Raw genomic sequence first — 23,010 nt, forward strand, 5'->3', positions numbered from 1 at the left:
CCCGGAGAAGAACCACCATGCGCGCCCCCGTCCCCGCCCCCTCCCGCCCGCGCGTCCGGCGCACCGCCGTCGCCGCCCTCCTGTGCGCCGCGGTCGCGGCCGGTGCCGCCGCCTGCGGCCCGTCCCCGGAGGAGGCGAAGCCCGCCGGGCCCTTCGCGGGGCTGACCGGGTCGCAGATCGCCGACAAGGCGTTCGCGGCGACGAACGCGGCGCCGTCCCTGACCGTGGACGTCGACACGACGTCCGAGGGCGAGCGGACGAGGGCCCACGTCTCCTTCGACACCACCGGCAAGTGCGCCGGCACGGTGACCCTGGGTGCGACCGCCACGACCGAGCTGGTCAGGGCCGACGGGAAGAACGTGTACCTGCGCTTCGACGAGGCCTCCCTGAACGAGCAGTCCGAGGGCGAGACCCCGGAGGTGCGGGAGGCCATGTTCAAGGCGCTCAAGGGCCGCTGGGTCGAGCTCCCGGCCTCGGACCCCGACGCGAAGGACCTCCTGGCGCTGTGCGACGCGAAGGAGCTCCTCGACGGCTCCGGGCAGGGCGCGAGCGGCATCGAGCGGGGCGGGGAGACCACCGTCGGCGGGCGGAAGGCGCTCGCGCTGACGGAGCCGGACGGCGACGTGACGAGGACCGTGCACGTGGCCGCGGAGGGCACGCCGTACGTCCTCAGGATCGTCACGAAGGGCGGCGACGAGCCGGGGACGATCACCTTCTCCCACCACGGGAAGCCGGTCACGGCGAAGGCCCCGGCACCGAAGGACATCGCGGACCTGGACTGAACCCGGGGGGGGACGGTCCAGGGGCCGATCGGGGCCGGACCCGGGGGGCCGGGCCCCGAGGGGGGACGTGTGAGGGGGGCCGCGGGAGGGGAGCGGCCCCCCTCACGCGCGCGTGCACACGACTGCGCGCGTGGATGAACGGCGGCGCGGACACGTGCGCGTGCTCGTGCGGGTGCGTGCGGGCGCGTGCTCGTGCGGGCGCGTGCTCGTGCGGGCGCGTGCTCGTGCGGGCGCGTGCTCGTGCGGGCGCGTGCTCGTGCGGGCGCGTCAGACGCGGTGCCGGACCCACACGTTCGGCTCGACGTAGACCGCGTAGCCGCGCGAGGCCTCGCAGTGGACCGGGACGAGCGCGCCCCCGACCTCGACCGGGCCGTCCGTGTCGAAGGGGAGGCCGGTCCACTTCCGCCACTGCTCGACGGAGCCGGGGACGGTCATCGACGCCGGGGCCACCGCCTCGATCGTGCCGCCCGCGCGCACGTGGACGCGGAGCCACGGGTCGTGCGGCAGACCGTCGGACGCGCGGGTGCGGAAGGCGTACTCGTGGATGGAGGCGCCGGCCTCCAGGTGCTTGCCGTTGGGGCGGACCGGGGCGACCAGCTCGGAGAAGCCGCGCGCGGCCGTGTTCTCCCGCAGAGCGGTCAGCATCCGGTGCGAGACGCCCCGCCCCAGGTAGGCCTTGTCGACCGTGATCTCGATGGCGCTGACCGTGTCGGGCTCCCGGCCCTGCCTCAGGTCGGAGAAGGCCCAGAGCAGCACCTCGTCCCAGCCCCGGTCGGGCAGCGCGCGGCGGCCGTCCAGGTCCATCCGGAAGGGGACGCTGAACCCGCGCGCGACGAACTTCCCGTCGGCGTCGGTGGCGACGAGCACGTACTCGGGGAGCTGTCGCACGATCTGGCCCATGTTCGCCCAGCCCACCGGGTCGTGCATCATGAACTCGGGCCAGAGGTGGCGCATGTCCCACATCGGCCCTTCCAACTCGGGGCGTTCGGCGAGGGTCGATATGTTCAGGTCCATGGCGGCAGAGTAAAGATCGTTCCGCCGGTGACCAACCGTTTTTCCTACGGTTTCCCCGCAGGCCCTCCCGCCGGATCGCCCTCCTGCGGGAGCTTCTGCTGCGGACACTCCCGCAGGACGCGCTTCATCGCGTCCCGCTCGCCCTCCGTGATCCACACCTCGTACTTCCTCTTCACCGCGACCTGCCGGGCCACGTACGCGCAGCGGTACGCGCCGTTCGGCGGCAGCCAGGTCGCGGCGTCGCCGTCGGACTTGCGGCGGTTGGTGGCGGCGTCCACGGCGAGGAGGTTGAGCGGGTCGTTGGCGAAGCGGCGCCTGGTCTCCGCGCTCCACTGCTGCGCCCCCTTCTGCCAGGCGTCGGAGAGCGCCACGACGTGGTCGATGTCGACCTTGCTGCGACCCCGGACGTAGGGGACGTCGGTGCCGGTGTACGGGTCGTCGGCGAGGGTGCCGGAGGCGACCTTGCAGTGGCCGTCCGCGTACCGGACGCCGGTCAGGTCCCGCTTGAGGATGTCCTCGCGGGTGCCGCAGCCGTTGCGGTCGACGTCCACCCAGCCGCGTCCGAACACGTCCCGGTCGTACCCCGTCTTCGGGGCTCGGCCCTTGACGGTGAGGGTGTCCACGGCGGCGAGCGCCGTCCCGGACGCGGCCGGGGGCCCGGCCCCGTCGCCGGTCCAGGGGGAGCAGGCGGAGGTTATGAGGGCGACGACCGCGAGGGCCGAGGCGGCGAGGGTCCTTCGATACATCAGCACCCTTCAGATCCTAGGACGGACGACAAGAACCGCTTCGCACCGTTGTGTCACACCTTGCCGATGCCGAGGGTGTTCTCGGCGGGCAGCAGGCCGGAGCCGATCGCGGCGAGCCAGGGGCCGCCGAGCAGGTCGGCCAGGCGGTCCGCCTCCTCGGCGCCGAGGGCCGCCCAGGGGGCGGCGGCCAGTTCGTCCGTACGCCGCTCGACCCCGGCGCGCAGGGCCCGCCCGGCGTCGGTGGCCGCGCCGGAGTCGTCCACGAGCCCCCGGGCGGCGAGCCGGTCGCGGGCGGCGGACCACTCGGCGGGGGACCAGCCCCGGCTCGCGAAGACGGGCTCGGGCGCGGCGCCGACCGCCGCGAAGGAGACGAGCGCCTCGACCGGGTCGAGCCCGGCGGCCAGGAGGGCGGTGACGTGCCCGTCGCCCCGGTGCTCGCGCAGGATCGTGGCGGCCTGCCAGAGGACGAGGTGCGGGGCGTCGGGCCAGGGCAGTTCGGCGTTGGCGGCGGCGAGCGGCCGGCCGGCGGTCCCGGCCGCCTCCGCCGCCCGGCGGGCGAGCGCGGCGGCCTCCGCGAGGCCGGGGTCCGCGACCGCGTCCTCGCCGAGGACGGCCCGACCGGTGCGGTCGACGGCCCGGAGCCGGGCGGCGAGCACGTCGGCGGGGTCGGCGATCGACCAGGCGGCGGGAACGTACCGGGCGACCGCCGCCGGGCTGAAGCTGTAGAAGGCGGAGGCCACGCGGACCGGCCCGGCAGCGCCGAAGGGCGCGGCGCGCCAGGCGAAGTAGGAGGGCCAGCGCTCGTCGGTGCCGTACCCGAGGGAGGCGGCCTCCTCGAAGGCCTCGGGGGCGTAGTAGAGCAGGGCGTGCAGGGGTTCGAGCAGGTGCCACATCCGGCGTACGCGCCCGGACTCCACGAGCTCCCGGACCTCCGGGGCTTCCACGGCATTCACATTGCCCACGGCGTCCACGTTGTCCACGTTGCCCACGGCGTCCACGTTGTCCACGTTGTCCACGGCGTCCAACTCATCCACGGCGTTCTCCCTCACGATCGGCCCTCCCGCGTCTTGTCACTGACAAGATTGCGCCCCGCTCCCCGAACTTGTCAATGACAAGATGGGGACTAGGCTGACCCCATGACGACCCGGAGCACCTACCACCACGGCGACCTGCGGCAGGCCGTCCTCGCCGCCGCCCTCGACGTCATCGCCGCCGAGGGCCCCGGGGCGCTGAGCCTGCGGGACCTCGCCCGCCGTGCGGGCGTCTCCCACGCCGCGCCCGCCCACCACTTCAAGGACCGCACCGGCCTCCTGACCGCCGTCGCCGCCGAGGGGTACGACCTCCTCGCCGGGGCCCTGGCGGGCACGCCCGAGCTGCGCGAACGGGGCGTGCGGTACGTGCGCTTCGCGATGGAGCACCCCGCCCACTTCCAGGTCATGTTCCGGCCGGAGCTGCTGCGCGCCGACGACCCGGTCCTGCTCGCCGCCAAGGAGCGCGCCTCCGCCGAACTCCGCGCGGGCGTCGCCGGCCTGGAGGACGTCCCCGACGCGCGCGAGGCGGGCATCGCGGCCTGGTCGCTCGCCCACGGCTTCGCGACGCTGCTCCTCACCCGCAACGTGACGGAGGCGCTGGGCGGCCGGGACCCGGAGGAGTATTTCCACTCCCTCGCCGGCCTGCTCTTCGCGGAGCGACACCCCCGGAAAGAGCCGAAAGACAACCCCCGGGAGGAGTCGAGGGACACCCCCGGAAGGAGCCGAAAAGGGAAGGGAAGGGATATAAGCCCGTGAACGGGTGATCATCGAAGGCATGGGAACCCCGCACCCCCTCCGCCGCACCGCCGTGGCCCTGCTCACCGCGGTCGCCCTCGCCTCGACCCCGTCCGCCGTCGCCACCGGACGGCAGGACCCCGTGTGGCGCGGCGCCTGGGCCGCCTCCCCGCAGGCGCCGGCCGCGCCCTTCGCACCCAACTGGTCGTCGCGGGGCTTCGAGGACCACACGGTCCGCCAGGTCGTCCGGGTCACCACCGGCGGCGACCGGACCCGGATCGAGCTGACGAACCGTTACGGCTCCACCCCGCTGCGGATCGCGGGCGCGACCGTCGCGCGGGCGGCCCGCGGCGGCGCGGTCGAGCCCGGCTCCGTGCGGCACCTGCGCTTCGAAGGCCGGGAGTCCGCGACGGTCCCGGCCGGCGGCACCCTCCTCAGCGACGCCGCGCGGTTCCCCGTCGAGGCCTTCGACTCCCTGGCCGTCACCCTCCACCTGGCGGAGGCCACCGGGCCCGCCTCCTTCCACCACGTGGCCACGGCCACCACGTACCGCGCCACCGGCGACCACCGCGCCGACGCGTCCGGGGAGGCCTTCCGGGAGACGAGCGGCTCCTGGTACCTCCTCTCGGGCGTCGAGGTGTCCGGCGGCCGGGAGGCCTGGCGCCGCGACGGCGTCGTCGCCTTCGGGGACTCCCTCACCGACGGCGTCGGATCCACGCCCGACGCGGACGACCGCTACCCGGACCAACTGGCCGAACGCCTCGCCGCCGCCGGCCGGCCCCGCGCCGTCCTCAACCACGGCATCAGCGGCAACCAGGTCCTGAACGACAGCCCCTGGGCCGGCGAGAAGGCCCTCGACCGCTTCCGCGAGGACGTCCTCACCGAGCACGGCGTCCGGACCGTCGTCCTCCTCGAAGGCATCAACGACATCGGGTTCCGCAAGCCCGGCTCCCCCGCCTCGGCCGCCCCCGGGGTCTCCGCCGAGCAGCTGGCCGAAGGCCACCTCGCCCTGATCCACGAGGCCCGCGCCCGGGGCCTGCGGGTCGTCGGCGCGACCCTCACCCCCGTCAAGGGCTCCCGCTACGGCACCCCGGCCAACGAGGCCGTGCGGGACGCCTTCAACCACTGGGTCCGCACCTCGGGCGCGTACGACGCCGTGATCGACTTCGACCGCGCACTGGCCGACCCGGCCGACCCGGACCGCTTCCTCCCGGCGTACGACTCGGGCGACGGCCTCCACCCGAACGACGCGGGTTACCGGGCGATGGCGGAGGCGGTGGACCCGGACCTGCTCTGACCCCGACTCGGGCAGTGGTCGGTTCTTCAGATAGTGGCCGGTTCCTCAGGTAGTGGTCGGTTCTATAGAACCGACCACTACCCATCCGCGTCAGGATCCCAGGATCGTCGTCAGGAACTCCCCGGTCCACGACAGCAGTTCGCGGCCCACCACCGGCTTGCCGCCGATCTTGCCCGTCGTCGGGCGCGGGACCAGGATCTGGTGGACGGCCGGCTTGATGACCGTACGCGGGTACAGGCGCTTGAGGCGCAGCTCCTGCGACTCGCGCAGCTCCACCGGGGCGAAGCGGACGTTCGGGCCCTGGAGGACGATCTCACCGACCCCGCAGGCGCGGGCCAGCATCCGCAGGCCCGCCACCAGGAGCAGGTTCTCGACCGGCTCGGGCAGCTTGCCGTAGCGGTCGGTCAGCTCCTCGCGCACGGCCCGGATGTCCTCCTCCGAGTTGGCGGAGGCGATCGCCCGGTAGGCCTGGAGGCGCAGCCGCTCGCCCGGCGCGTAGTCGTGCGGCACGTGCGCGTCGACCGGCAGCTCGATCTTGACCTCCAGGGGCGGCTCCTCCTCCGCCCCGCCGTCGAGCGACGCCCGGTAGTCCGCGACCGCCTCGCCCACCATCCGTACGTACAGGTCGAAACCGACGCCCGCGATGTGGCCGGACTGCTCGCCGCCGAGCAGGTTGCCCGCGCCCCGGATCTCCAGGTCCTTCATGGCCACGTACATGCCCGCGCCCATCTCGGTGTGCTGGGCGATCGTCGCGAGCCGTTCGTGCGCGGTCTCCGTCAGCGGCTTCTCCGGCGGGTACAGGAAGTACGCGTACCCCCGCTCGCGGCCGCGGCCGACCCGGCCGCGCAGCTGGTGGAGCTGTGACAACCCGAAGTTGTCGCCGCGCTCCACGATGAGGGTGTTGGCGTTGGAGATGTCGATGCCGGACTCCACGATCGTCGTGGACACCAGCACGTCGAACTTCTTCTCCCAGAAGTCGACCACGACCTGCTCCAGGGCCTGCTCCGACATCTGGCCGTGGGCGGTCGCGATCCGCGCCTCGGGCACGATCTCGCGCAGCCGCGCCGCCGCCCGGTCGATGGAGTCGACCCGGTTGTGGATGTAGAAGACCTGGCCCTCGCGCAGGAGTTCGCGCCGGATCGCGGCGCCGATCTGCTTCTCCTCGTACGGACCGACGAAGGTGAGGACCGGGTGGCGCTCCTCCGGCGGGGTGGTGATCGTCGACATCTCGCGGATGCCGGTGACCGCCATCTCCAGCGTGCGGGGGATGGGGGTGGCGGACATGGTGAGCACGTCGACGTTGGCCCGGAGCTTCTTCAGCTGCTCCTTGTGCTCGACGCCGAAGCGCTGCTCCTCGTCCACGATGACCAGGCCGAGGTCCTTGAACTTCGTCTCGGACGAGAAGAGGCGGTGGGTGCCGATGACGATGTCCACCGAGCCGTCCCGCAGCCCCTCCAGGGTCGCCTTGGACTCGGTGTCCGACTGGAAGCGGGACAGGGCCCGCACCTTCACCGGGAACTGCGAGTACCGCTCGGAGAAGGTCCCGAAGTGCTGCTGCACGAGCAGCGTCGTCGGCACGAGGACCGCGACCTGCTTGCCGTCCTGGACGGCCTTGAAGGCCGCCCGCACCGCGATCTCCGTCTTGCCGTAGCCGACGTCGCCGCAGATCAGGCGGTCCATGGGGACGGTCTTCTCCATGTCCTCCTTCACCTCGGCGATGGTGGAGAGCTGGTCGGGCGTCTCCGCGTACGGGAAGGCGTCCTCCAGCTCGCGCTGCCAGGGCGTGTCGGGGGCGAAGGCGTGGCCGGGGGCCGCCATCCGCGCCGAGTACAGCTTGATCAGGTCGGCGGCGATCTCCTTGACGGCCTTCTTGGCGCGCGCCTTCGTCTTCGTCCAGTCCGCGCCGCCGAGCCGGTGCAGGGTCGGGGCCTCGCCGCCCACGTACTTGGTGACCTGCTCCAGCTGGTCGGTCGGGATGTAGAGCCGGTCGCCGGGCTGGCCGCGCTTCGCGGGCGCGTACTCCACGAGCAGGTACTCGCGGGTGGCGCCCTGCACGGTCCGCTGGACCATCTCGACGTACCGGCCGACGCCGTGCTGCTCGTGCACGATGTAGTCGCCGACCTCCAGGGTCAGCGGGTCGATCGTCTTGCGCCGCTTGGCGGGCATCCGCTGCCCGTCCTTGCCGGCCGCCTTCTGCCCGGACAGGTCGGTCTCGGTGAGCACGGCCAGCTTCAGGCCGGGGTCCACGAAGCCGTGGTCGATGGAACCGCAGGCCACGTGGACGACCGAGGGCGCGATCTCGGTCAGGTCGGAGTCGAGGCGGGCGGCGATGCCCTCGCCGCCCAGGACCTCGACCGTGCGGGACGCGGGGCCGTGGGCCTCCGTCACGTAGACCGTGCGCCAGCCCTCGGCCAGCCAGCCCTTGGTGTCCGCGAGCGCGCGGGCGGTGTCGCCGCGGTACGACTCGGGGGCGCGCATGCCGAGGGCGAGGGTGTCTCCGTCGGCGTCGGCCTCGTCCGCCGCGAACGGCGACACCGACCACCAGGGCATGCCCAGCTCGCGCGCCCGGTCCCGGACGTCCGCGATCCCCCACAGGGAGGCCGCGCCGACGTCGATCGGGGCCTCGCCGCCGCCGGCCGTGGCCGCCCAGGACGCCTGGCGGAACTCCTGGCTGGTGGCGACCAGGTCCGCCGCCCGGGTCCGCACCCGCTCGGGGTCGCAGACCACGGCCATGGAGCCCTCGGGCAGCACGTCGAGCAGCAGCTCCATGTCGTCCACGAGGACGGGCGCCAGGGACTCCATCCCCTCGACCGCGATCCCCTCCGCGATCTTGTTCAGGAGTTCGCCCAGCTCCGGGTGCTCCTCGGCGAGGGCCGCCGCCCGCTCCCGTACGGAGTCGGTGAGCAGCAGCTCGCGGCAGGGCGGCGCCCACAGGCCGTGCCCGGCCACCTCCAGGGACCGCTGGTCGGCCACCTTGAAGTAGCGGATCTCCTCGACGTCGTCGCCCCAGAACTCGATCCGGAGCGGGTGCTCCTCGGTGGGCGGGAAGACGTCCAGGATGCCGCCGCGCACGGCGAACTCGCCGCGCTTCTCGACCAGCTCCACCCGGGAGTACGCGGCGGCCGCCAGGCCTTCCACGACCTCGTTCAGATCGGCCGTCTGCCCCGACCGCAGCGCCACGGGTTCCAGGTCGCCCAGGCCCTTGACCTGTGGCTGGAGGACCGAGCGGATGGGCGCGACGACCACGCTGACCGGCCCGGCCGCCGGGTCGTCGTCCCTCGGGTGCGCGAGGCGGCGCAGCACGGCGAGGCGGCGGCCGACGGTGTCGGAGCGGGGCGAGAGGCGCTCGTGCGGCAGGGTCTCCCAGGAGGGGTACTCGGCGACGGTGTCGGGGTCGAGGAGCGAGCGCAGCGCGGCGGCCAGGTCCTCGGCCTCCCGGCCGGTCGCGGTCACCGCGAGGACCGGTCGCCCCGAGTCCCGGGCGAGCGCGGCCACGGCGAACGGGCGCGCGGCGGCCGGTCCGACCAGGTCCACGTGGGGCCGGTTGCCGTCGGCGGCGGCCTTCACCGCCTCGGCGAGGGCGGCGTCCTTGACGACGGCGTCGAGCAGACCGTGCAGGCTCATGGGGCTTTCCATCCCGGAACTGGAGGTGCGGACAACGCGAACGGCCCGACACGTCGCACGGGCCGGGTGTTCCCGGACGCGTACGGCCCGGGCGTCCCCAGCCTACGACGTGCCACTGTCACTCGCCCGAAGGAACCCGGCCACTCGGGAGGGTGAAGCGGCTGTTTCCCGGGCGGCTTGTACGACTAAGATTAGTCCAGCACTTAGTCCACCTTTGCTCCACCTAGCCGTGAGAGGCCGCGATGGAAGCAGCCCGGCAGTACAACGTCCACGAGGCGAAGACCCACTTCTCCAAGATCCTGGAGGCGGTCGCGACCGGCGAGGAGGTGATCATCAGCAAGTCCGGGGAACCGGTCGCGAAGGTGATCCCGCTGGCCGGAAAGGTCCTCCGCACCGACTACGGCTCCCTCAAGGGGCGCATCACCGTCGCCGACGACTTCGACGAGCTTCCCGACGGCTTCGCCGAGGCGTTCGGGGACGAGGCGGACGAGCCGTCCGGAGCCGCCGAGTGAAGCTCCTGCTCGACACGCACGTCGTCCTCTGGTGGCTCAACGGCGACCTCCCGGACGAGACCCGCGATCTCCTGGCCCGGGAACGCTGGGTGTACATGAGCGCCGTCACGCCGTGGGAGCTCTCCGTCAAGCAGGCCACCGGCAAGCTCGACGCCCCCGCCGACGTGGCGGAACGGGCCAGGGACACCCAGTTCCTGGCCCTGCCGGTCGTCGCGGAGCACGGCATCCGCGCCGGACGGCTCCCGCCCCACCACCGCGACCCCTTCGACCGGATACTGATCGCCCAGGCGCAGACCGAGGGGCTCACGCTCGTGACCCGGGACAAGAACATCCCCCGGTACGACGTGCCGGTGCTCACCGTCTGAGCCCCCGGGCAGCCGTACGGCCCCGGCGCACAAGCACCGGGGCCGTACCCGCTCCCCCGTATTCCCCCGTACGACCGCTACTCGCTCGCGATCGCGTTCAGGACGTTCATCCGCCCCGCCCGGAACGCCGGGACCAGGGCCGCGAAGAGGCCCACGAAGGCGGAGGCGACGAAGACGGTGAGGATCGTCGGCCAGGGGACGTCCAGGACGCCCAGGCCCTCCAGGGCCAGGAGCTTCTGGGCGGCCGTGCCCCAGCCCATGCCCAGGCCGAGGCCGAGGAGCGCGCCGAAGAGGGCGATGACCACGGACTCCAGGCGGATCATGCGGCGCAGCTGGCGGCGGGAGAGGCCGATGGCCCGCATGAGGCCGATCTCGCGGGTCCGCTCGACCACCGACAGGGCCAGGGTGTTCACGACGCCGAGGACCGCGACGACGATCGCCAGGGCGAGGAGCCCGTACACGATGTTGAGCAGCTGCCCGACCTGGTCCTGGAGGTCCTTCTTGTAGTCGGCCTGGTTGCTGACCTTGTACTGCGGGTAGGGCGCGAGCGCGTCCTTGAGGGCCTGGTAGGCCTGCGTCTCCTGGCCGTCCTTCGCGCCGGCGAGGAGCAGCAGGCTGTGCGGCACCCGGTCGGCCGGGAGGTACCGGGCAGCGGTGGTGATGTCGGTGTACATCGCGCCGTTGTCGACGTTCCCCTGGTCGGCGGTGATCGCCGCGACCCTCAGCTTCGCCGGCTTCCCGCCCTTGAAGGCGACGGTCAGGACGTCGCCGACCTTCACGCCGTGCTCGGTGGCGTAGTCGCTGCCGACGGACATGGCGTCCGGCCCGTAGGCGTCGGCGAGCCGCCCGGCGGTGGTCTCCCGGCGCAGGTCCCGCATGTACGTCGCGTCGGTGGCGGCCAGGCCCTCCTCGGTCTTCCTGCCGCGCGGGTCGGTGACGGTGGCGTCGAGCCACCTGTACTCGGTGACGTGGTCGATGCCGGGGGCCTTCTCCAGGGCGGCCTGCGCCTGCGGCACGATCGGCTGCCCGGTGCCGGACCGCACGATGAAGTCGGCGCCGACGGAGCGGTCCAGCTCCTCGGTGGCGGAGGCCACCATGGAGGAGCCGACCACCGACAGGCAGGCGACGAGCGCCAGGCCGATCATGAGGGCGGCGCCGGTGGCGCCGGTGCGGCGCGGGTTGCGCAGGGCGTTGCGCTCGGCCATCCGGCCGACGGGCCCGAAGACCCGCAGGACGACGACGCCGAGGGCGCGGACGACCACGCCGGCGAGCAGCGGGCCGACGACGACGAAGCCGAGCAGGGAGAGGACGACGCCGAGGCCGAGCCAGGCGGAGCCGGGGGCGGCCTCCTCGGCGCGGGCGGCGGCCACGAGGGCGGCGGCTCCGGCGGCGGTGAGGGCGAGGCCGATCCCGCCCCTGACCCGGCCCGCCCTGCCGTCGGCGGGGGTGCCGGCGTCGCGCAGGGCGGCCATCGGGGAGATCTTCCCGGCGCGGCGGGCCGGGACGTAGGCGGCGAGGACGGTGACGACGACGCCGAGGACGACGCCGACGACCGGGGTCGTCCACTTCACGGTGAGGTCGCCGGTGGAGAGCTCCATGCCCACGGCGGACATCAGCTTCATCAGGCCGACGGCGAGGCCGACACCCGCCGCGACGCCGGCGGCCGAGCCGACCAGGCCGAGGAGCAGCGCCTCGACGAGCACGGAGCGGTTGACCTGCCTGCGGCTCGATCCGATGGCCCGCATGAGGCCGATCTCGCGGGTGCGCTGGGCGACCAGCATGGAGAAGGTGTTGACGATGAGGAAGATGCCGACGAGGAGGGCGATCCCGGCGAAGCCGAGCATGGCGTACTTCATGACGTCGAGGAAGCCGGCCAGCTCCTCGCGGCCCGCGTCGGCGGCCTCGGCGGCGGTCTGGAGCTTGTGGCCGTCTCCGAGGGCGGCGGCGATGTTCGCCTTGAGGGCGTCGTCGCTCACGCCGGGCGCGGCGTCGGCCGTGATCTGCGTGAACAGGCCCTCCTTGCCGAGCAGTTCGCGCTGGGCGGTGGCGGTCTCGAAGTAGACGAGGGTGGCGCCGGGGTTGGTGACCTTGAACTCGGCGATGCCGGAGATCTTCGCGGTGAAGTCGCCGGTGACGGAGATGGTCCGCAGCTCGTCGCCGAGCTTCAGGCCGTGCTTCTCGGCGGTGGCGGCGTCCACGACGACGTCGGTGGGGCCGCGCGGCTCGTGGCCGGAGGTGATCTCGACCGAACGCAGTTCGTTCGGGGTCCAGTTGACGGCGATCGTCGGGGCGCCGCCGGTGGGGCCGACGTTCTTGTTCTTCGCGTCCACGACGGTGACGCTCAGGGAGGTGACCGCGCCCTGCACGTTCCGGGCGCCCTCCGCCTTCGCGACCTCGTCCAGGAGCGCGGCGGGGAGGGTCTCGGGCCGCCCGGTCTGCGGGGTCTCGTCGTCGGTGGCGCCCTCGGGGCTGACGGTGACGGAGGAGGCGGTGGTGGCGAAGAGCTTCTCGAACGTCGCGTTCATCGTGTCCATGAAGACCAGGGTCCCCGAGACGAACGCGACGGAGAGCAGGACGGCGACGGCGGAGAGCGCCATCCGGCCCTTGTGCGCGAGGAAGTTGCGCAGGGAGGTCTTGAGGACGCTCATGACGTCCGCCCGCGCGCGTCGAAGTCCTTCATGCGGTCGAGGACGGCCTCGGCGGTGGGCCGCTCCATCTCGTCCACGATCCGCCCGTCCGCGAGGTAGAGGACGCGGTCGGCGTAGGAGGCGGCGACCGGGTCGTGGGTGACCATGACGATGGTCTGCCCCAGCTCGTCCACCGAGGTGCGCAGGAAGCCGAGGACCTCGGCGCCGGCCCGCGAGTCGAGGTTTCCGGTCGGCTCGTCCCCGAAGATGATCTCGGGCCGGGCGGCGAGCGCGCGGGCCACGGCGACGCGCTGCTGCTGGCCGCCGGACAGCTCGTTCGGCCGGTGCTTGAGCCGCTCGGACAGGCCGACGGTGTCCACCACCCGGCGCAGCCAGTCGGCGTCCGGCTTGCGGCCCGCGATGTCCATCGGGAGCGTGATGTTCTCGATGGCGCTCAGGGTCGGCAGCAGGTTGAACGCCTGGAAGATGAAGCCGATCCGGTCCCGGCGGAGCTGGGTCAGCTTCTTGTCCTTGAGGCCGGTGATCTCGGTCTCGTCCAGGAAGATCTGCCCGCTGGTGACGGTGTCGAGCCCGGCGAGGCAGTGCATCAGGGTGGACTTGCCGGAGCCCGAGGGACCCATGATCGCGGTGAACCGGCCGCGGGCGATGTCCACGTCGACGGAGTCGAGGGCGACGACCCGGGTCTCCCCGGAGCCGTACGCCTTCACGACCTGCCGCGCCCGCGCGGCGACGGCCGTAGCCCCTCCGGTTCCCCCGGGCCTGGGGGTGGTCACAGCCGAAGTCACGGTCTTCTCCTCGGGTCGGAGCGGTGGTGGGTTTGTAAGTTCAAGTTAAGGACGCGGAACGGGACTTCTCCTCCTCCGCCGGTACGAACGGCCCCTGGCCCGCATGGGGGAGAAACCCCTAGGGGCTTCTCCGTCCACGGTTCGAGTGGCACGCTGTCACCCGAGAATTTAGGTGTACGAAGAAAGGAAGTGCGTACGGTGACCGAGCCGTCGACGACACGGACCGGGACCGGCCCGGCCCCCGCCCCCGCACCGGACCGCCGGAGACCCGTCGTCGCCGCGCTCATGCTGGGGATGGGGCTGGCCGCGATCGACGGCACGATCGTGTCCACGGCCGTCCCGCAGATCGTCGGGGACCTCGGCGGACTCTCCGTCTTCTCCTGGCTGTTCTCCGGCTACCTGCTCGCCGTCACCGTCACCCTCCCCGTGTACGGCAAGCTCAGCGACACCTTCGGCCGCAAGCCGGTCCTGGTCGCCGGGGTCGTCCTCTTCCTCGTCGGCTCCCTGCTGTGCGCCGCCGCCTGGGACATGGCGTCCCTCATCGCCTTCCGGGTCGTCCAGGGCCTCGGCGGCGGCGCGCTCCAGGGCACGGTCCAGACGATCGCCGCCGACCTGTACCCGCTGAAGGAGCGCCCGAAGATCCAGGCCAAGCTGTCCTCCGTCTGGGCCGCCTCTGCCGTCGCGGGCCCGGCGGCCGGCGGCCTCCTCGCGGGCTACGCCGACTGGCGCTGGATCTTCCTGATCAACCTGCCGGTCGGCCTGGTGGCCCTGTGGCTGATCTGCCGGTACCTGGTGGAGCCGGGACGGGCACGCGCGGGCGCACGCGCGGGAGCCCGGAAAACGGAGCCACGCGCGCGCGTACGGATCGACTGGGCGGGCGCGCTCTGCGTCTTCGCGACCGGCGCCCTGCTCCTCACCGCCCTCGTGCAGGGCGGCGTCGCCTGGCCCTGGCTCTCGGCGCCCTCGCTCGGGCTCCTGGGCGGAGCGGCCGCCCTGGGCGCCGTCACCGTCCTCGTGGAGCGGCGCGCGGCCGAGCCGATCATCCCCGGCTGGGTCTGGCGCCGCCGTACGATCGCCGCCGTCAACCTCGCGCTCGGGGCCCTCGGCCTGCTCATGGTCGCCCCGACCGTCTTCCTCCCCACGTACGCGCAGTCCGTCCTGGGGCTCGGCCCGATCGCGGCCGGATTCGTCCTGTCGGTGATGACCCTGAGCTGGCCCGTCAGCGCGGCGCTCTCGAACCGCGTCTACACCCGCATCGGCTTCCGTCTCACCGCGATCCTCGGCATGTCCGGCGCGCTGCTCGTCCTGCTCGCCTTCCCGCTGCTGCCGTTCCCCGGTGAGCCGTGGCAGCCGGCGCTCCTGATGCTGCTGCTCGGCGCGGCCCTGGGCCTCTTCCAACTGCCGCTGATCGTCGGTGTCCAGTCGACCGTCCCGTACGAGGAGCGGGGCACGACCACCGCGTCCGTCCTCTTCTGCCGCCAGGTCGGCCAGAGCGTCGGAGCGGCCGTCTTCGGCGCCGTCGCGAACGGGGTCCTGGCGGCCCGCCTCGGCGGCGACGGCGACCTGGAGGCCCTGGCCCGCTCCCTGGACTCCCCCGACTCCCTGCCGCCCGCGACGACGGACACCCTGCGCCGCGCGGTGGACGCGGCGGTGGACTACGTCCACCTGGGCGCGGCGGGGGCGGCGGCCCTGGCCCTCCTGGTGCTCCTCATCCTGGCGCCCCGCCGCTTCCCGGTGCTGGGGGAGGGGACGGGGCGCGAGGAGTGACCGCGTACGAACGCGCACGGGCCGGACGACCCTTCTCAGCGGGTGGGATGCCTGTCCCACCGGCGGGGACGGCCGCCCATCCGCTGATCCACGCCCTACCGCCGCTCGGGACGCAGCAGGACCTCGCTGCCTATCGGTGTGAACCCGCAGGCGAGGAAGGCCCGCAGGGAGCGGGCGTTGCCGGGGGAGACGGCGGCGAAGACCGGGTCGGCCTCCGGAACGAGGGAAAGGGCGTCGGTGAGGAGCGACCGCCCGTGTCCCCGGCTGCCGTCCTGGACGTCGTGGAGTTCGATGCTCAGCTCGCGTCGCCCGGCGAGGCCGTCGGCCAGGGTGACCAGGCCGCGTTCGTCACCGTAGACCTCGACGTTCGTCCGCAGCTCCCGGGCATGGCGGACACGTGGGTGATCATCCGCGTCGGTCAGCTCGGCCAGACGCGGCGGACCGCCCGTGCCGCGAGCCGTGAGCGTCGCGTCGGTGACGCCGATCCAGCCCTTCGGGCCGGCCAGGTGACGCAGGAAGTCCGGCGAGAGCGACGCGCCGAAGCCGTCCGGCCCCTGGGCGTGTACGGCCCGGCTGGCCATGGCGGTGGCGATGACGGCGTGACCGGTGAAGGCGACCGAGCACTCCAGTCCCCCGGGCAGGGGCGGCAGCACCGTCACCCGGCCGTCGACCGGCGGGAAGCGACCGCCGGCGGCAGCCGTGAAGAACGTCAGGAGCGGGTGCGATGCGTCCACGGTTGCTCACCTGTCTGTGGAAGAAGCCGACGGGGAGTCAACTGTCGGACAGGAAGCCGGAGGACCTGTTCGAGGGCTTCCAGGCCCCCTCGGGGGCCGAGGCCGAGGTGGACGCCGACCACCAGCAGATCTGCCGGTTCTGGCCCCCGAACGCGATCGCAAGCCCCGCCCACCCTCGCGCCCCGCCGCTTCCCGGTGCTGGGGGAGGGGACGGGGCGCGAGGACCGACCGCGTACAAGCGGCGGTTGTACTACTCCGCCGAGGCGAGGCCGACGAACCCGGCCCACGCGTCGTGCGAGACTCGGAGGGCCGGCCGGGCCACGTCCTTGGAGTCACGGACGTGCACGGCTCCCGCGCCGGTCGCGATCTCGACGCACTGGCCGCCCTCAGCACCGCTGTGGCTGCTCTTGAACCAGGCGAGGGATTCCGTGTTGTTCATAGCTCTCCCAGCAACTTCTCGATGAACTCCAGCGACTCTCGCGGGGTGAGAGCCTGTGACCGGATGATCCCATAGCGGGCAGCCGCGAGAACGGCCTGCTTGGGGTCGGTCTCCAGGGCGCTGGTGCCCTGGGCCTCGACGTAGACGAACCTCTTGCCGTCCTCACGCGTGATGACGGTGAAGGGGCCGTCCACACCCGAGTTGTCCTCGCTGTCGAGCGGCATGACCTGAAGCTCGACGTTCCTCCGCCGGCCGATGAGGAGCAGTTGCTCCAGCTGTCCGCGCAGCACTTCCTTGCCGCCGAACTTCCGCCGCAGCACCGACTCGCACATGACGAAGCTCAGCAGCGGTTCGGGACGCCGGTCGAAGATGTCCTGCCGGGCCAGCCGAGCAGTCACTCGCTGTTCGATCGTCTCCGGGTCGAGCGGCGGCCGCCGGTTGCTGAGCAGCGCCCGCATGTACTCCTCGGTCTGGAGCAGGCCGTTGACCACCAGGGTGTCGTACGCCAGCTGCTCTATCGCCCGCTTCTCCAGCTCCGCCATTCCCTGGAAGAACACCGGGTACTGCGCCTTCTCCAACTGCTCCTTCCACAGTTTCAACAGCCCGCCCGCGTCCAGTACTTCATCGAAGCGGTCGATCGCGCGCGGTGGCGGGATCCTCCGGCCCTGCTCGAACGACGCGATCGTGGAGGCCGAGTAGCCCAGCCGTTTGCCGAACTCCTCCCGTTCCATCCCCGCCCGCGTCCGCAGCGTCTTCAGGCTCTGCCCGAACGCCGCCACGACACCCTGACCGGACTTGTCCGCCATCCGGCCCTCGTCCGCCTGCTCCTCCGCCACCCGCACCCCGCCTCTCGTACCTGCACCGACACCACACGTACAAGGCGACCGCGTCGGTGCGTCACCCCTGGTCACGCTACGCCACCAAGAGGACCTTGGGAGGCATGACGAGCGACAACGGCAGCCCCACGGGCACCACCCAACCCTCTTGCTACTCGCCTTACTTGGACAGCAGGATCTTCAGCCTGCGCTTCACGTCCACCACCCGGGGCGCGCGGCTCGCGCGGCGGCTCGTCGGGGTGCGGCTGGACGAGTGGGGCGTGCCGTACGGGACGGAGACGCACGAGACCGTCGTCCTGGTCGCCGCCGAACTGGCGGCGAACGCGGTGCGGCACGGGCACGTGCCGGGGCGGGACTTCCACCTGCTGCTGCGGATCATGGAGAACCCCCGGCCCCTCGCCCGGATCGAGGTCAGCGACACCCGCGCCGAGCGCGTACCGCCCCGGCCCGGACAGCTCCCCGACCCCGGCTCCGGTCCGGAACTCGCGGACGGGGGCCGAGGACTGCTGCTCGTGGACGGGCTCGCCGACCGCTGGGGCTGGTGCCCGAGGCTCCTGGGCCCGGGGAAGACGGTGTGGGCGGAGTGCGTCCTCGCCTGAGGCCCCTCAGGCGGTACGCGGGACCGTCAGGCCGGGTCCAGGACGACCCGCCACAGGTCCGGGCGGGGCCCGCGAACTCGGCGTCCGACCGCTCGTGGACGGGCAGGCCGGTGGCCCGGTGGCAGAAGTCGGCCAGGGCCAGGGGGTCGGCGCAGTCGAGCGTGACGGCCGTCAGCTTCATGAGCATGAGCGGGAAGGTAGACGGGCGGTCCGGCGCCGCGCACCCCGATTCCCTTCCCGCCGGGAGCAGGGCCCCTACCGGCCGTCCGCCTCCGGCTCCGGTCGCGGCTTCTCCTCCGGGCCCCGGCCCGTCAGGGCCGACAGGGAGCTGCGGATGTGCTCCATGTGGGAGTGGATCTCGTCCCGCGCCTCCTCGTGCTCCCGCAGGACCCGTTCCGTCGCCCGTTCGGTCCGCTCGGCCTTCAGGCGGGCCTCGGTCAGGAGCTCCGCCGCCTTCGCGTCCGCGTCCTCCTGGCCGTGCCGGGCCTGCTCCTCGGTCTCCGACAGGGACCGGCGGGCCTCCGCGAGACGGGACTCCGCCCGGCCGATCAACTCCTCGTGGTGCGCGTCGAGTTCGGCCGCCCGCGCCTCCTCCTCGCGCTCGGCCCCCTCCCGTACCGCCTTCTGCTCGGCGGCCTGCTCCGCCAGGAGCTCCGCCGCGCGCCGCTCGGTCTCCTCGAAGACCTCCCGGGCCGCCGACCGCAGCTCCGCCGCCTCGCGCTCCGCCTCCGCCGCCAGCTCCCCGGCCCGCTTCCGGGCCGCCTCCAGGGTCGCGCGGGCCTTCGCCTCCGCCGCTTCGCGGACGCCCTCCGCGTACGCCCGCGCCGACTCCGCCGCCTCCCGGGCCGCCGCGTCGGCCGCCTCCGCGAGGGCCTGCGCGTCGGCCTCGGCGGCCCGTACGAGCGTCTCGTCCTCCGCCTCGGCGAACTCCAGGATCTTCCGCGCCCGCTCGCCCAGCGACTCGTACCGCTGCGGCGGCAGCCCCTCCACGAGCGCGCGGAGCCCCGCGAGCTCCGTCTCCCGCTCCGCCACCAGGGCGGTCAGCAGCACCACCCGCTCCCGGGCGTCGTCGCACTCGGCGGAGAGCGCGGCGAGGAAGCGGTCGACCTGCTCGGGGCGGTAGCTCCGTCCCCGCCCGACAGCGAAACCCATCCCTGACGTCCCTTCCCTCTGGCCCGAACCTCCAGGATGCGCCATCAGAACGGACAAAAGACGCCCAACGTGTACACACGCCGAGCGCCTTTCGTCACATCCCGTCCGACCGTGAACCGGAACCGGTCAGAGCAGGCCGTCCCACATCTGCTCCAGGAGCACCGACCACCAGTTCTCCGGCGACGCGAGCGCCGCCGGGTCCAGCATCGCCAGCTGCGCCTGGAAGTCCACCGTCCAGCGGCCCGCCTGCTCCGGATTGAGCCCGAACCGCAGCCGCCACATCCGGCCGAGCAGCGCCATCGAGCGCGTGAACTCCGGCAGCCCCGTGTTCACGAACTGCGGCGGCACCGACTGCCCGCCCGGACCGGCCTCCACCGGCACCGCCACGATGTGCGCGGTCCCGTACTGGACGCAGATCGCCCGCCCGAAGTCCGACCCCAGCACCAGGTACGAACTCGCGTCCGGCGCCGCCGCGACCTGCCGCTGCGCCGCCAGCTCCGCGAGCGTCGGCACCACCGGCACCGCCGGCTGCGCCCAGAAGAACGGACCGAAGTCCGCCGGCAGACCCGCCCACACCAGCGTCCGCGCCACCAGCTCCGGCACGCCCTGCCGCGACACCGCCCGCTGGTCGAAGCGGAGGACGCCCGGACCGAACGCCCCGGCCAGCTCCTGCGCGATCGCCTCCGGCGGGACCGACGGCGCCGGCTGCACCGGCGGCAGCGGCGCCCGCACCGGCGCGGGCCGCGCCGGACCGTCCGCCACCTGGTGCAACTCGCCCTGGTGGGTGAGCAGTTGCCGCATGCCCTGCTGACGGCCCGCGTGATCACGACCGTACGGGGCGATGCTCGTGATCCGCGCCTGCGGCCACGTCTCCCGGATCATCCGCGCGCAGTAACCGCCCGGCAGCTCGCAGGACGCCAGCTCCGTGTGCAGTTCGAGCACCTGCTGCGGCGGCACGTTCATCGCGCGCAGCTCGTGCAGGATCTGCCACTCCGGATGCGGGGTGCCCGGCGCCGAACGCCGGATGATCTGCGCCTCGGAACCGTCCGGCGCCCGGTAGCGCAGCACCGCCTGGTAGCCGGGACCGACCGTCGGCAGACCCGTCGGCTGCTGCGGATACCCGTACGCGGGAGGCACGGGACCGGCCACCGGCGGCGGCGTGTGCCCGCCGTGCACCGGCGGCGCCGGGGCGGGCGGAGGCGGCGGACCGGCCGGACCGCCGGGACCCGGCTGCGCCAGCATCGTCGCCGCGTGCGCGACACCGCCCGGAGGCGTACCGGGCACGCCCGGCGGCGGGGGCGGGGGCGGAGGCACCCCCGGGCCGCCCGGACCCGCCGGACCGGGCTGCGCCAGCATCGTCGCCGCGTGGTGCACCGGCTGCGGCGGCGTCACCGGACCCGGCGGGGCGGGCGGCGGCCCGGGGGGACCCGGCTGCGCGGGCGGTGCCGGCGGCCGGGGCCCCTCGGGCCCGAGCTGCGACACCAACTGCGTCGGGATGTACGCGTTGCCCCCCGACGACGCACCCGGCACGCCCGGAACACCCGGCGGGGGCGGCGGACCGACCGGACCGCGACCGCTCTTCGGCGGCGGCGTGGCCTTGCTCGTCGCGGCGTCCGCGATGTCCCCGGCACCCGAGGGCCCGGGCGGCGCAGGCGGCGGGGTCGCGGGAACGGCCGGGGACGCCGGGGTGGCACCCGGCGGGGGCGGCGCGGCCGGGTCGAGCCGGGGCGCCACGGCCGTCGGGGGCAGCGCGCTGCCACCCTTCATCAGGGCCGTCGGCGCGTCGGCGCCCACCACCGGCGGCGGGGCGTCCTCGTCGTCCGTCCCCGTCAGCGGCGGCGCGAAGACGGTCGCGGGCAGCGGCACCGCCCCGTCCGCACCACCGGAACTCGCGTTCGCGTCCACCCACGGCCCGGCCACGGGCGCGGGGGCGGGCGGAGCCGCCGGAACCACGGGAGGCGGGGGCGCGAACGGCGGCACGGGCGCGGACGCGGGAACGCCGTCCATCGCGGTCGGCTCGTACGCGTCGTCCTCGGAGGCGGCACCGGGAGCCGAGTCCGTCGCCTCCGAGACCTCCGACGCCTCCGGGAACGGGGACGAGGCCTCGTCCGACGAGACCGCCGACGACGCGGAGGAAGAGGAGTAAGAGGAGGAAGAGGAAGAAGAAGGGGACGAAGCGGCGGAAGAAGACACAGGGGAAGCGAAGGAACCCGAAGATCCCGAGGACGCCGAAGACGCCGAAGACGCCGAGGACTCGGAAGACGCCACCGACGCCGACGACACCACCGGCCCCGTCGCCCCCACCCCCTCCGCCACGTCCGACACGTCGTCCACCGGACCCGCCGCACCCGCGCCCTCCTGCGACGCGTGCGACTCCTCCCTCGGCAACCCGATCTTGTCCGCCGCGTCCTGCAACCACTCCGGCGGCGTCAGCAGGAACGACGTCTGGTTCAGATCGATCCGCGCCGCCGGCACCGCCGCCTGCGCCGGCACCTCGTCCGCGGACCCGTACTCCTCCTCGTACCGCCGGATCACCTCGCCCACCGGCAGCCCCGGCCACAGCGTCGCCTCACCGCTGTCCCGCGCGATCACGAGCCGCTGGCGCCCGCCGTCCGACGTCGGACCGCCCTCGCGGTCCTCCGCCCACACCACGAACCCCAGCTCGAACTCCCGCACCCGCACCTCACGGTGCTGATAGCCCGGCAGATCCCCGTTGATCCACTCCTCGGCGCGCTCCTGCGCCTGCGCGAACGTCACCACAGCCAGCTCACTCCCCCACCGGGACCACGGGCACGGCGCGCGCGAAGCCACCGTCCACCATCAGGTTCGCCACCGTCTCCAACTCCGGCGGATTGCCCGCCAACCGCTGGAGGAACGCGTCGAAGTCCTCGCCGCACGGCAGCAGCAACCGCTCCACCCGCTCGTTCACCGACCACCCCGCCGCGACCTCGCCCGCGTCCCGCGCGTCGTCGTACGCGCAGAACCACACCGAACCGACCCCGCCGCCCCGCACCTTCAGGGCGACCAGACCGCCCTGCACGAACGCGACGCCCAGGTAGTCCTTCGTCAGATGGTCGCGCAGGCACTTGTTCACGTACACGAGGTCGTTGATCCCGGCCTCCTCCCGCACCGTGAAGAACGGCTGGTCCACCAGGAGCCCCAGCTCCGCGTCGAGCGCCGCCCCCACCGGAGCACACCCTCCCGCCGCCTTCAGGAACGTGCGGTACGCCCCCGGAAGCCGGTAGCCCAGGTCCTCCTCGACGCCCTGGAGCTGCTGCTCCGACACCGACACCCGGCCCTTCGGCAGCCCGAAGTGCACCGGCCGCGTCTCCTGCAACGGACGCGTCCCCCGCTTCGCCTGGTCCACCGCCGCCGTCGCCACCCCGCCGTGGTGCCGCAACAACGCCTTCACCTCGACCGGCACCAGCTCCATCCGGCGGCTGTGCGCCACGTGGTGCCAGGTCCAGCCGTGCGGCGTCGCCACCGCCGGAATCGTGTCCCACAGCTCGTGACCGGTCGCGGCCATCGCCGCGTTCGCCGACACGTAGTCCGTGAGCCGCAGCTCGTCGACGCCGAAGCCCTCCGGCGGATCCGCGATCTCCGCCGCCGCGCGCGCGTACGGCGAGAAGTCCGGATAACCGCGCCCGTCCACCCGCACCCCACGAGGGTGCCGGGAAGCACGGACCGGATCCGGGAAGTGCACGACCTGCCCGGCGTAGGCCGCGTTCGGTGGCGCGGTGTCCTGCCCGAGCCGACCTGTCGTCATGGCGGTTGCCCCCTGCATGGCGTCGCTGACTGCTACCGACAGCCGGACCGCTGACTGCCGCCGACTGATGCCGCACAGCCTATGCGCTGCCACAAGAGGCCGAACCGGCCCGATCCGACGGTGACCAAACGTCACGACCCCATGACAGGCACACCATGATTCCGACACACCGAAAGCC

At 73.3% G+C, this 23,010-nt stretch carries 19 protein-coding genes; 7 read left to right on the top strand and 12 right to left on the bottom strand.

The window, feature by feature from the left end:
- Window positions 1-782: hypothetical protein (locus tag OO47_RS12050; RefSeq protein WP_234323143.1), on the top strand; the 782-nt coding region annotated here is incomplete at its 5' end.
- A 267-nt stretch (window positions 783-1,049) separates the two neighbouring features.
- Here OO47_RS12050 and OO47_RS12055 read toward each other — a convergent pair.
- From OO47_RS12055 to OO47_RS12065, 3 genes are read right to left on the bottom strand one after another with little or no spacing between them, the layout of a single operon-like run.
- Window positions 1,050-1,796: a hypothetical protein gene (locus OO47_RS12055; RefSeq protein WP_033208926.1), complete on the bottom strand. Its 747-nt coding sequence runs from the start codon at window positions 1,794-1,796 to the stop codon at window positions 1,050-1,052.
- A 44-nt stretch (window positions 1,797-1,840) separates the two neighbouring features.
- Complete coding sequence (locus tag OO47_RS12060) at window positions 1,841-2,542, bottom strand: HNH endonuclease family protein (protein ID WP_030216631.1); 702 nt, start codon at window positions 2,540-2,542, stop codon at window positions 1,841-1,843.
- A gap of 53 nt (window positions 2,543-2,595) precedes the next feature.
- Entirely contained in the window at window positions 2,596-3,435 is an 840-nt protein-coding gene (locus OO47_RS12065) for an SCO6745 family protein (RefSeq protein WP_051716151.1), read from the bottom strand.
- Between the two features lie 243 nt (window positions 3,436-3,678).
- Between OO47_RS12065 and OO47_RS12070 the strand changes: the two genes are divergently transcribed.
- Window positions 3,679-4,329, top strand: a complete 651-nt coding sequence (locus tag OO47_RS12070; RefSeq protein ID WP_078489611.1) for a TetR/AcrR family transcriptional regulator — start codon at window positions 3,679-3,681, stop codon at window positions 4,327-4,329.
- 19 nt (window positions 4,330-4,348) lie between these two features.
- On the top strand, window positions 4,349-5,605 hold the full coding sequence (locus OO47_RS12075; protein WP_030216639.1) for an SGNH/GDSL hydrolase family protein: 1,257 nt from the start codon (window positions 4,349-4,351) through the stop codon (window positions 5,603-5,605).
- A 90-nt stretch (window positions 5,606-5,695) separates the two neighbouring features.
- Here OO47_RS12075 and mfd read toward each other — a convergent pair whose 3' ends face one another.
- Complete coding sequence (gene mfd / locus OO47_RS12080; RefSeq protein ID WP_030216642.1) at window positions 5,696-9,229, bottom strand: transcription-repair coupling factor; 3,534 nt, start codon at window positions 9,227-9,229, stop codon at window positions 5,696-5,698.
- Window positions 9,230-9,471: 242 nt separating this feature from the next.
- On the opposite strand from mfd, the gene OO47_RS12085 reads away from it, so the two are divergent.
- Both OO47_RS12085 and OO47_RS12090 read left to right on the top strand, forming a co-directional pair.
- Window positions 9,472-9,741 (top strand): type II toxin-antitoxin system Phd/YefM family antitoxin, encoded by a 270-nt coding sequence (locus OO47_RS12085; RefSeq protein WP_030216646.1) that lies wholly within the window; start codon window positions 9,472-9,474, stop codon window positions 9,739-9,741.
- Window positions 9,738-10,106: a type II toxin-antitoxin system VapC family toxin gene (locus OO47_RS12090; RefSeq protein ID WP_030216649.1), complete on the top strand. Its 369-nt coding sequence runs from the start codon at window positions 9,738-9,740 to the stop codon at window positions 10,104-10,106. The genes OO47_RS12085 and OO47_RS12090 overlap by 4 nt, the downstream gene beginning before the upstream one ends.
- 77 nt (window positions 10,107-10,183) lie before the next feature.
- Here OO47_RS12090 and OO47_RS12095 read toward each other — a convergent pair whose 3' ends face one another.
- Together OO47_RS12095 and OO47_RS12100 are read right to left on the bottom strand one after the other, a co-directional pair.
- On the bottom strand, window positions 10,184-12,754 hold the full coding sequence (locus OO47_RS12095; protein ID WP_030216653.1) for an ABC transporter permease: 2,571 nt from the start codon (window positions 12,752-12,754) through the stop codon (window positions 10,184-10,186).
- Window positions 12,751-13,539, bottom strand: coding sequence for an ABC transporter ATP-binding protein (locus tag OO47_RS12100; RefSeq protein ID WP_030216656.1), 789 nt, complete (start codon window positions 13,537-13,539; stop codon window positions 12,751-12,753). Before OO47_RS12100 ends, OO47_RS12095 begins: the two co-directional genes overlap by 4 nt.
- A gap of 198 nt (window positions 13,540-13,737) precedes the next feature.
- Here OO47_RS12100 and OO47_RS12105 point away from each other — a divergent pair, with 198 nt between their 5' ends.
- Window positions 13,738-15,306 carry an MFS transporter gene (locus tag OO47_RS12105; protein ID WP_033208956.1) on the top strand — a complete coding sequence of 523 codons (1,569 nt, stop codon included), beginning with the start codon at window positions 13,738-13,740 and terminating at the stop codon, window positions 15,304-15,306.
- Between the two features lie 95 nt (window positions 15,307-15,401).
- Here the strand turns inward: OO47_RS12105 and OO47_RS12110 are convergent, their stop codons facing one another.
- The 3 genes from OO47_RS12110 to OO47_RS12120 form a co-directional block, all read right to left on the bottom strand.
- The gene (locus tag OO47_RS12110) at window positions 15,402-16,040 is read right to left on the bottom strand and encodes a hypothetical protein (protein ID WP_051716134.1); all 639 of its coding nucleotides are present in this window, start codon (window positions 16,038-16,040) and stop codon (window positions 15,402-15,404) included.
- A gap of 250 nt (window positions 16,041-16,290) precedes the next feature.
- On the bottom strand, window positions 16,291-16,479 hold the full coding sequence (locus OO47_RS12115) for a DUF397 domain-containing protein (protein WP_030216664.1): 189 nt from the start codon (window positions 16,477-16,479) through the stop codon (window positions 16,291-16,293).
- Window positions 16,476-17,285: a helix-turn-helix domain-containing protein gene (locus OO47_RS12120; RefSeq protein ID WP_051716152.1), complete on the bottom strand. Its 810-nt coding sequence runs from the start codon at window positions 17,283-17,285 to the stop codon at window positions 16,476-16,478. The genes OO47_RS12115 and OO47_RS12120 overlap by 4 nt, the downstream gene beginning before the upstream one ends.
- A gap of 134 nt (window positions 17,286-17,419) precedes the next feature.
- Between OO47_RS12120 and OO47_RS12125 the strand changes: the two genes are divergently transcribed.
- Window positions 17,420-17,914, top strand: coding sequence for an ATP-binding protein (locus tag OO47_RS12125; RefSeq protein WP_030216670.1), 495 nt, complete (start codon window positions 17,420-17,422; stop codon window positions 17,912-17,914).
- 255 nt (window positions 17,915-18,169) lie between these two features.
- Here OO47_RS12125 and OO47_RS12130 read toward each other — a convergent pair whose 3' ends face one another.
- The 3 genes from OO47_RS12130 to OO47_RS12140 form a co-directional block, all read right to left on the bottom strand.
- Window positions 18,170-19,066: a hypothetical protein gene (locus tag OO47_RS12130; RefSeq protein ID WP_030216684.1), complete on the bottom strand. Its 897-nt coding sequence runs from the start codon at window positions 19,064-19,066 to the stop codon at window positions 18,170-18,172.
- 126 nt (window positions 19,067-19,192) lie between these two features.
- The gene (locus OO47_RS12135) at window positions 19,193-21,826 is read right to left on the bottom strand and encodes an SUKH-4 family immunity protein (protein WP_030216687.1); all 2,634 of its coding nucleotides are present in this window, start codon (window positions 21,824-21,826) and stop codon (window positions 19,193-19,195) included.
- Between the two features lie 7 nt (window positions 21,827-21,833).
- Window positions 21,834-22,832, bottom strand: a complete 999-nt coding sequence (locus OO47_RS12140) for an SMI1/KNR4 family protein (protein ID WP_033208958.1) — start codon at window positions 22,830-22,832, stop codon at window positions 21,834-21,836.
- Between the last annotated feature and the right edge of the window lie 178 nt (window positions 22,833-23,010).

Origin of the sequence: Streptomyces bikiniensis, assembly GCF_000716625.1 — a bacterium.
In the GTDB taxonomy this organism is placed as follows: Bacteria; Actinomycetota; Actinomycetes; order Streptomycetales; family Streptomycetaceae; genus Streptomyces; species Streptomyces bikiniensis.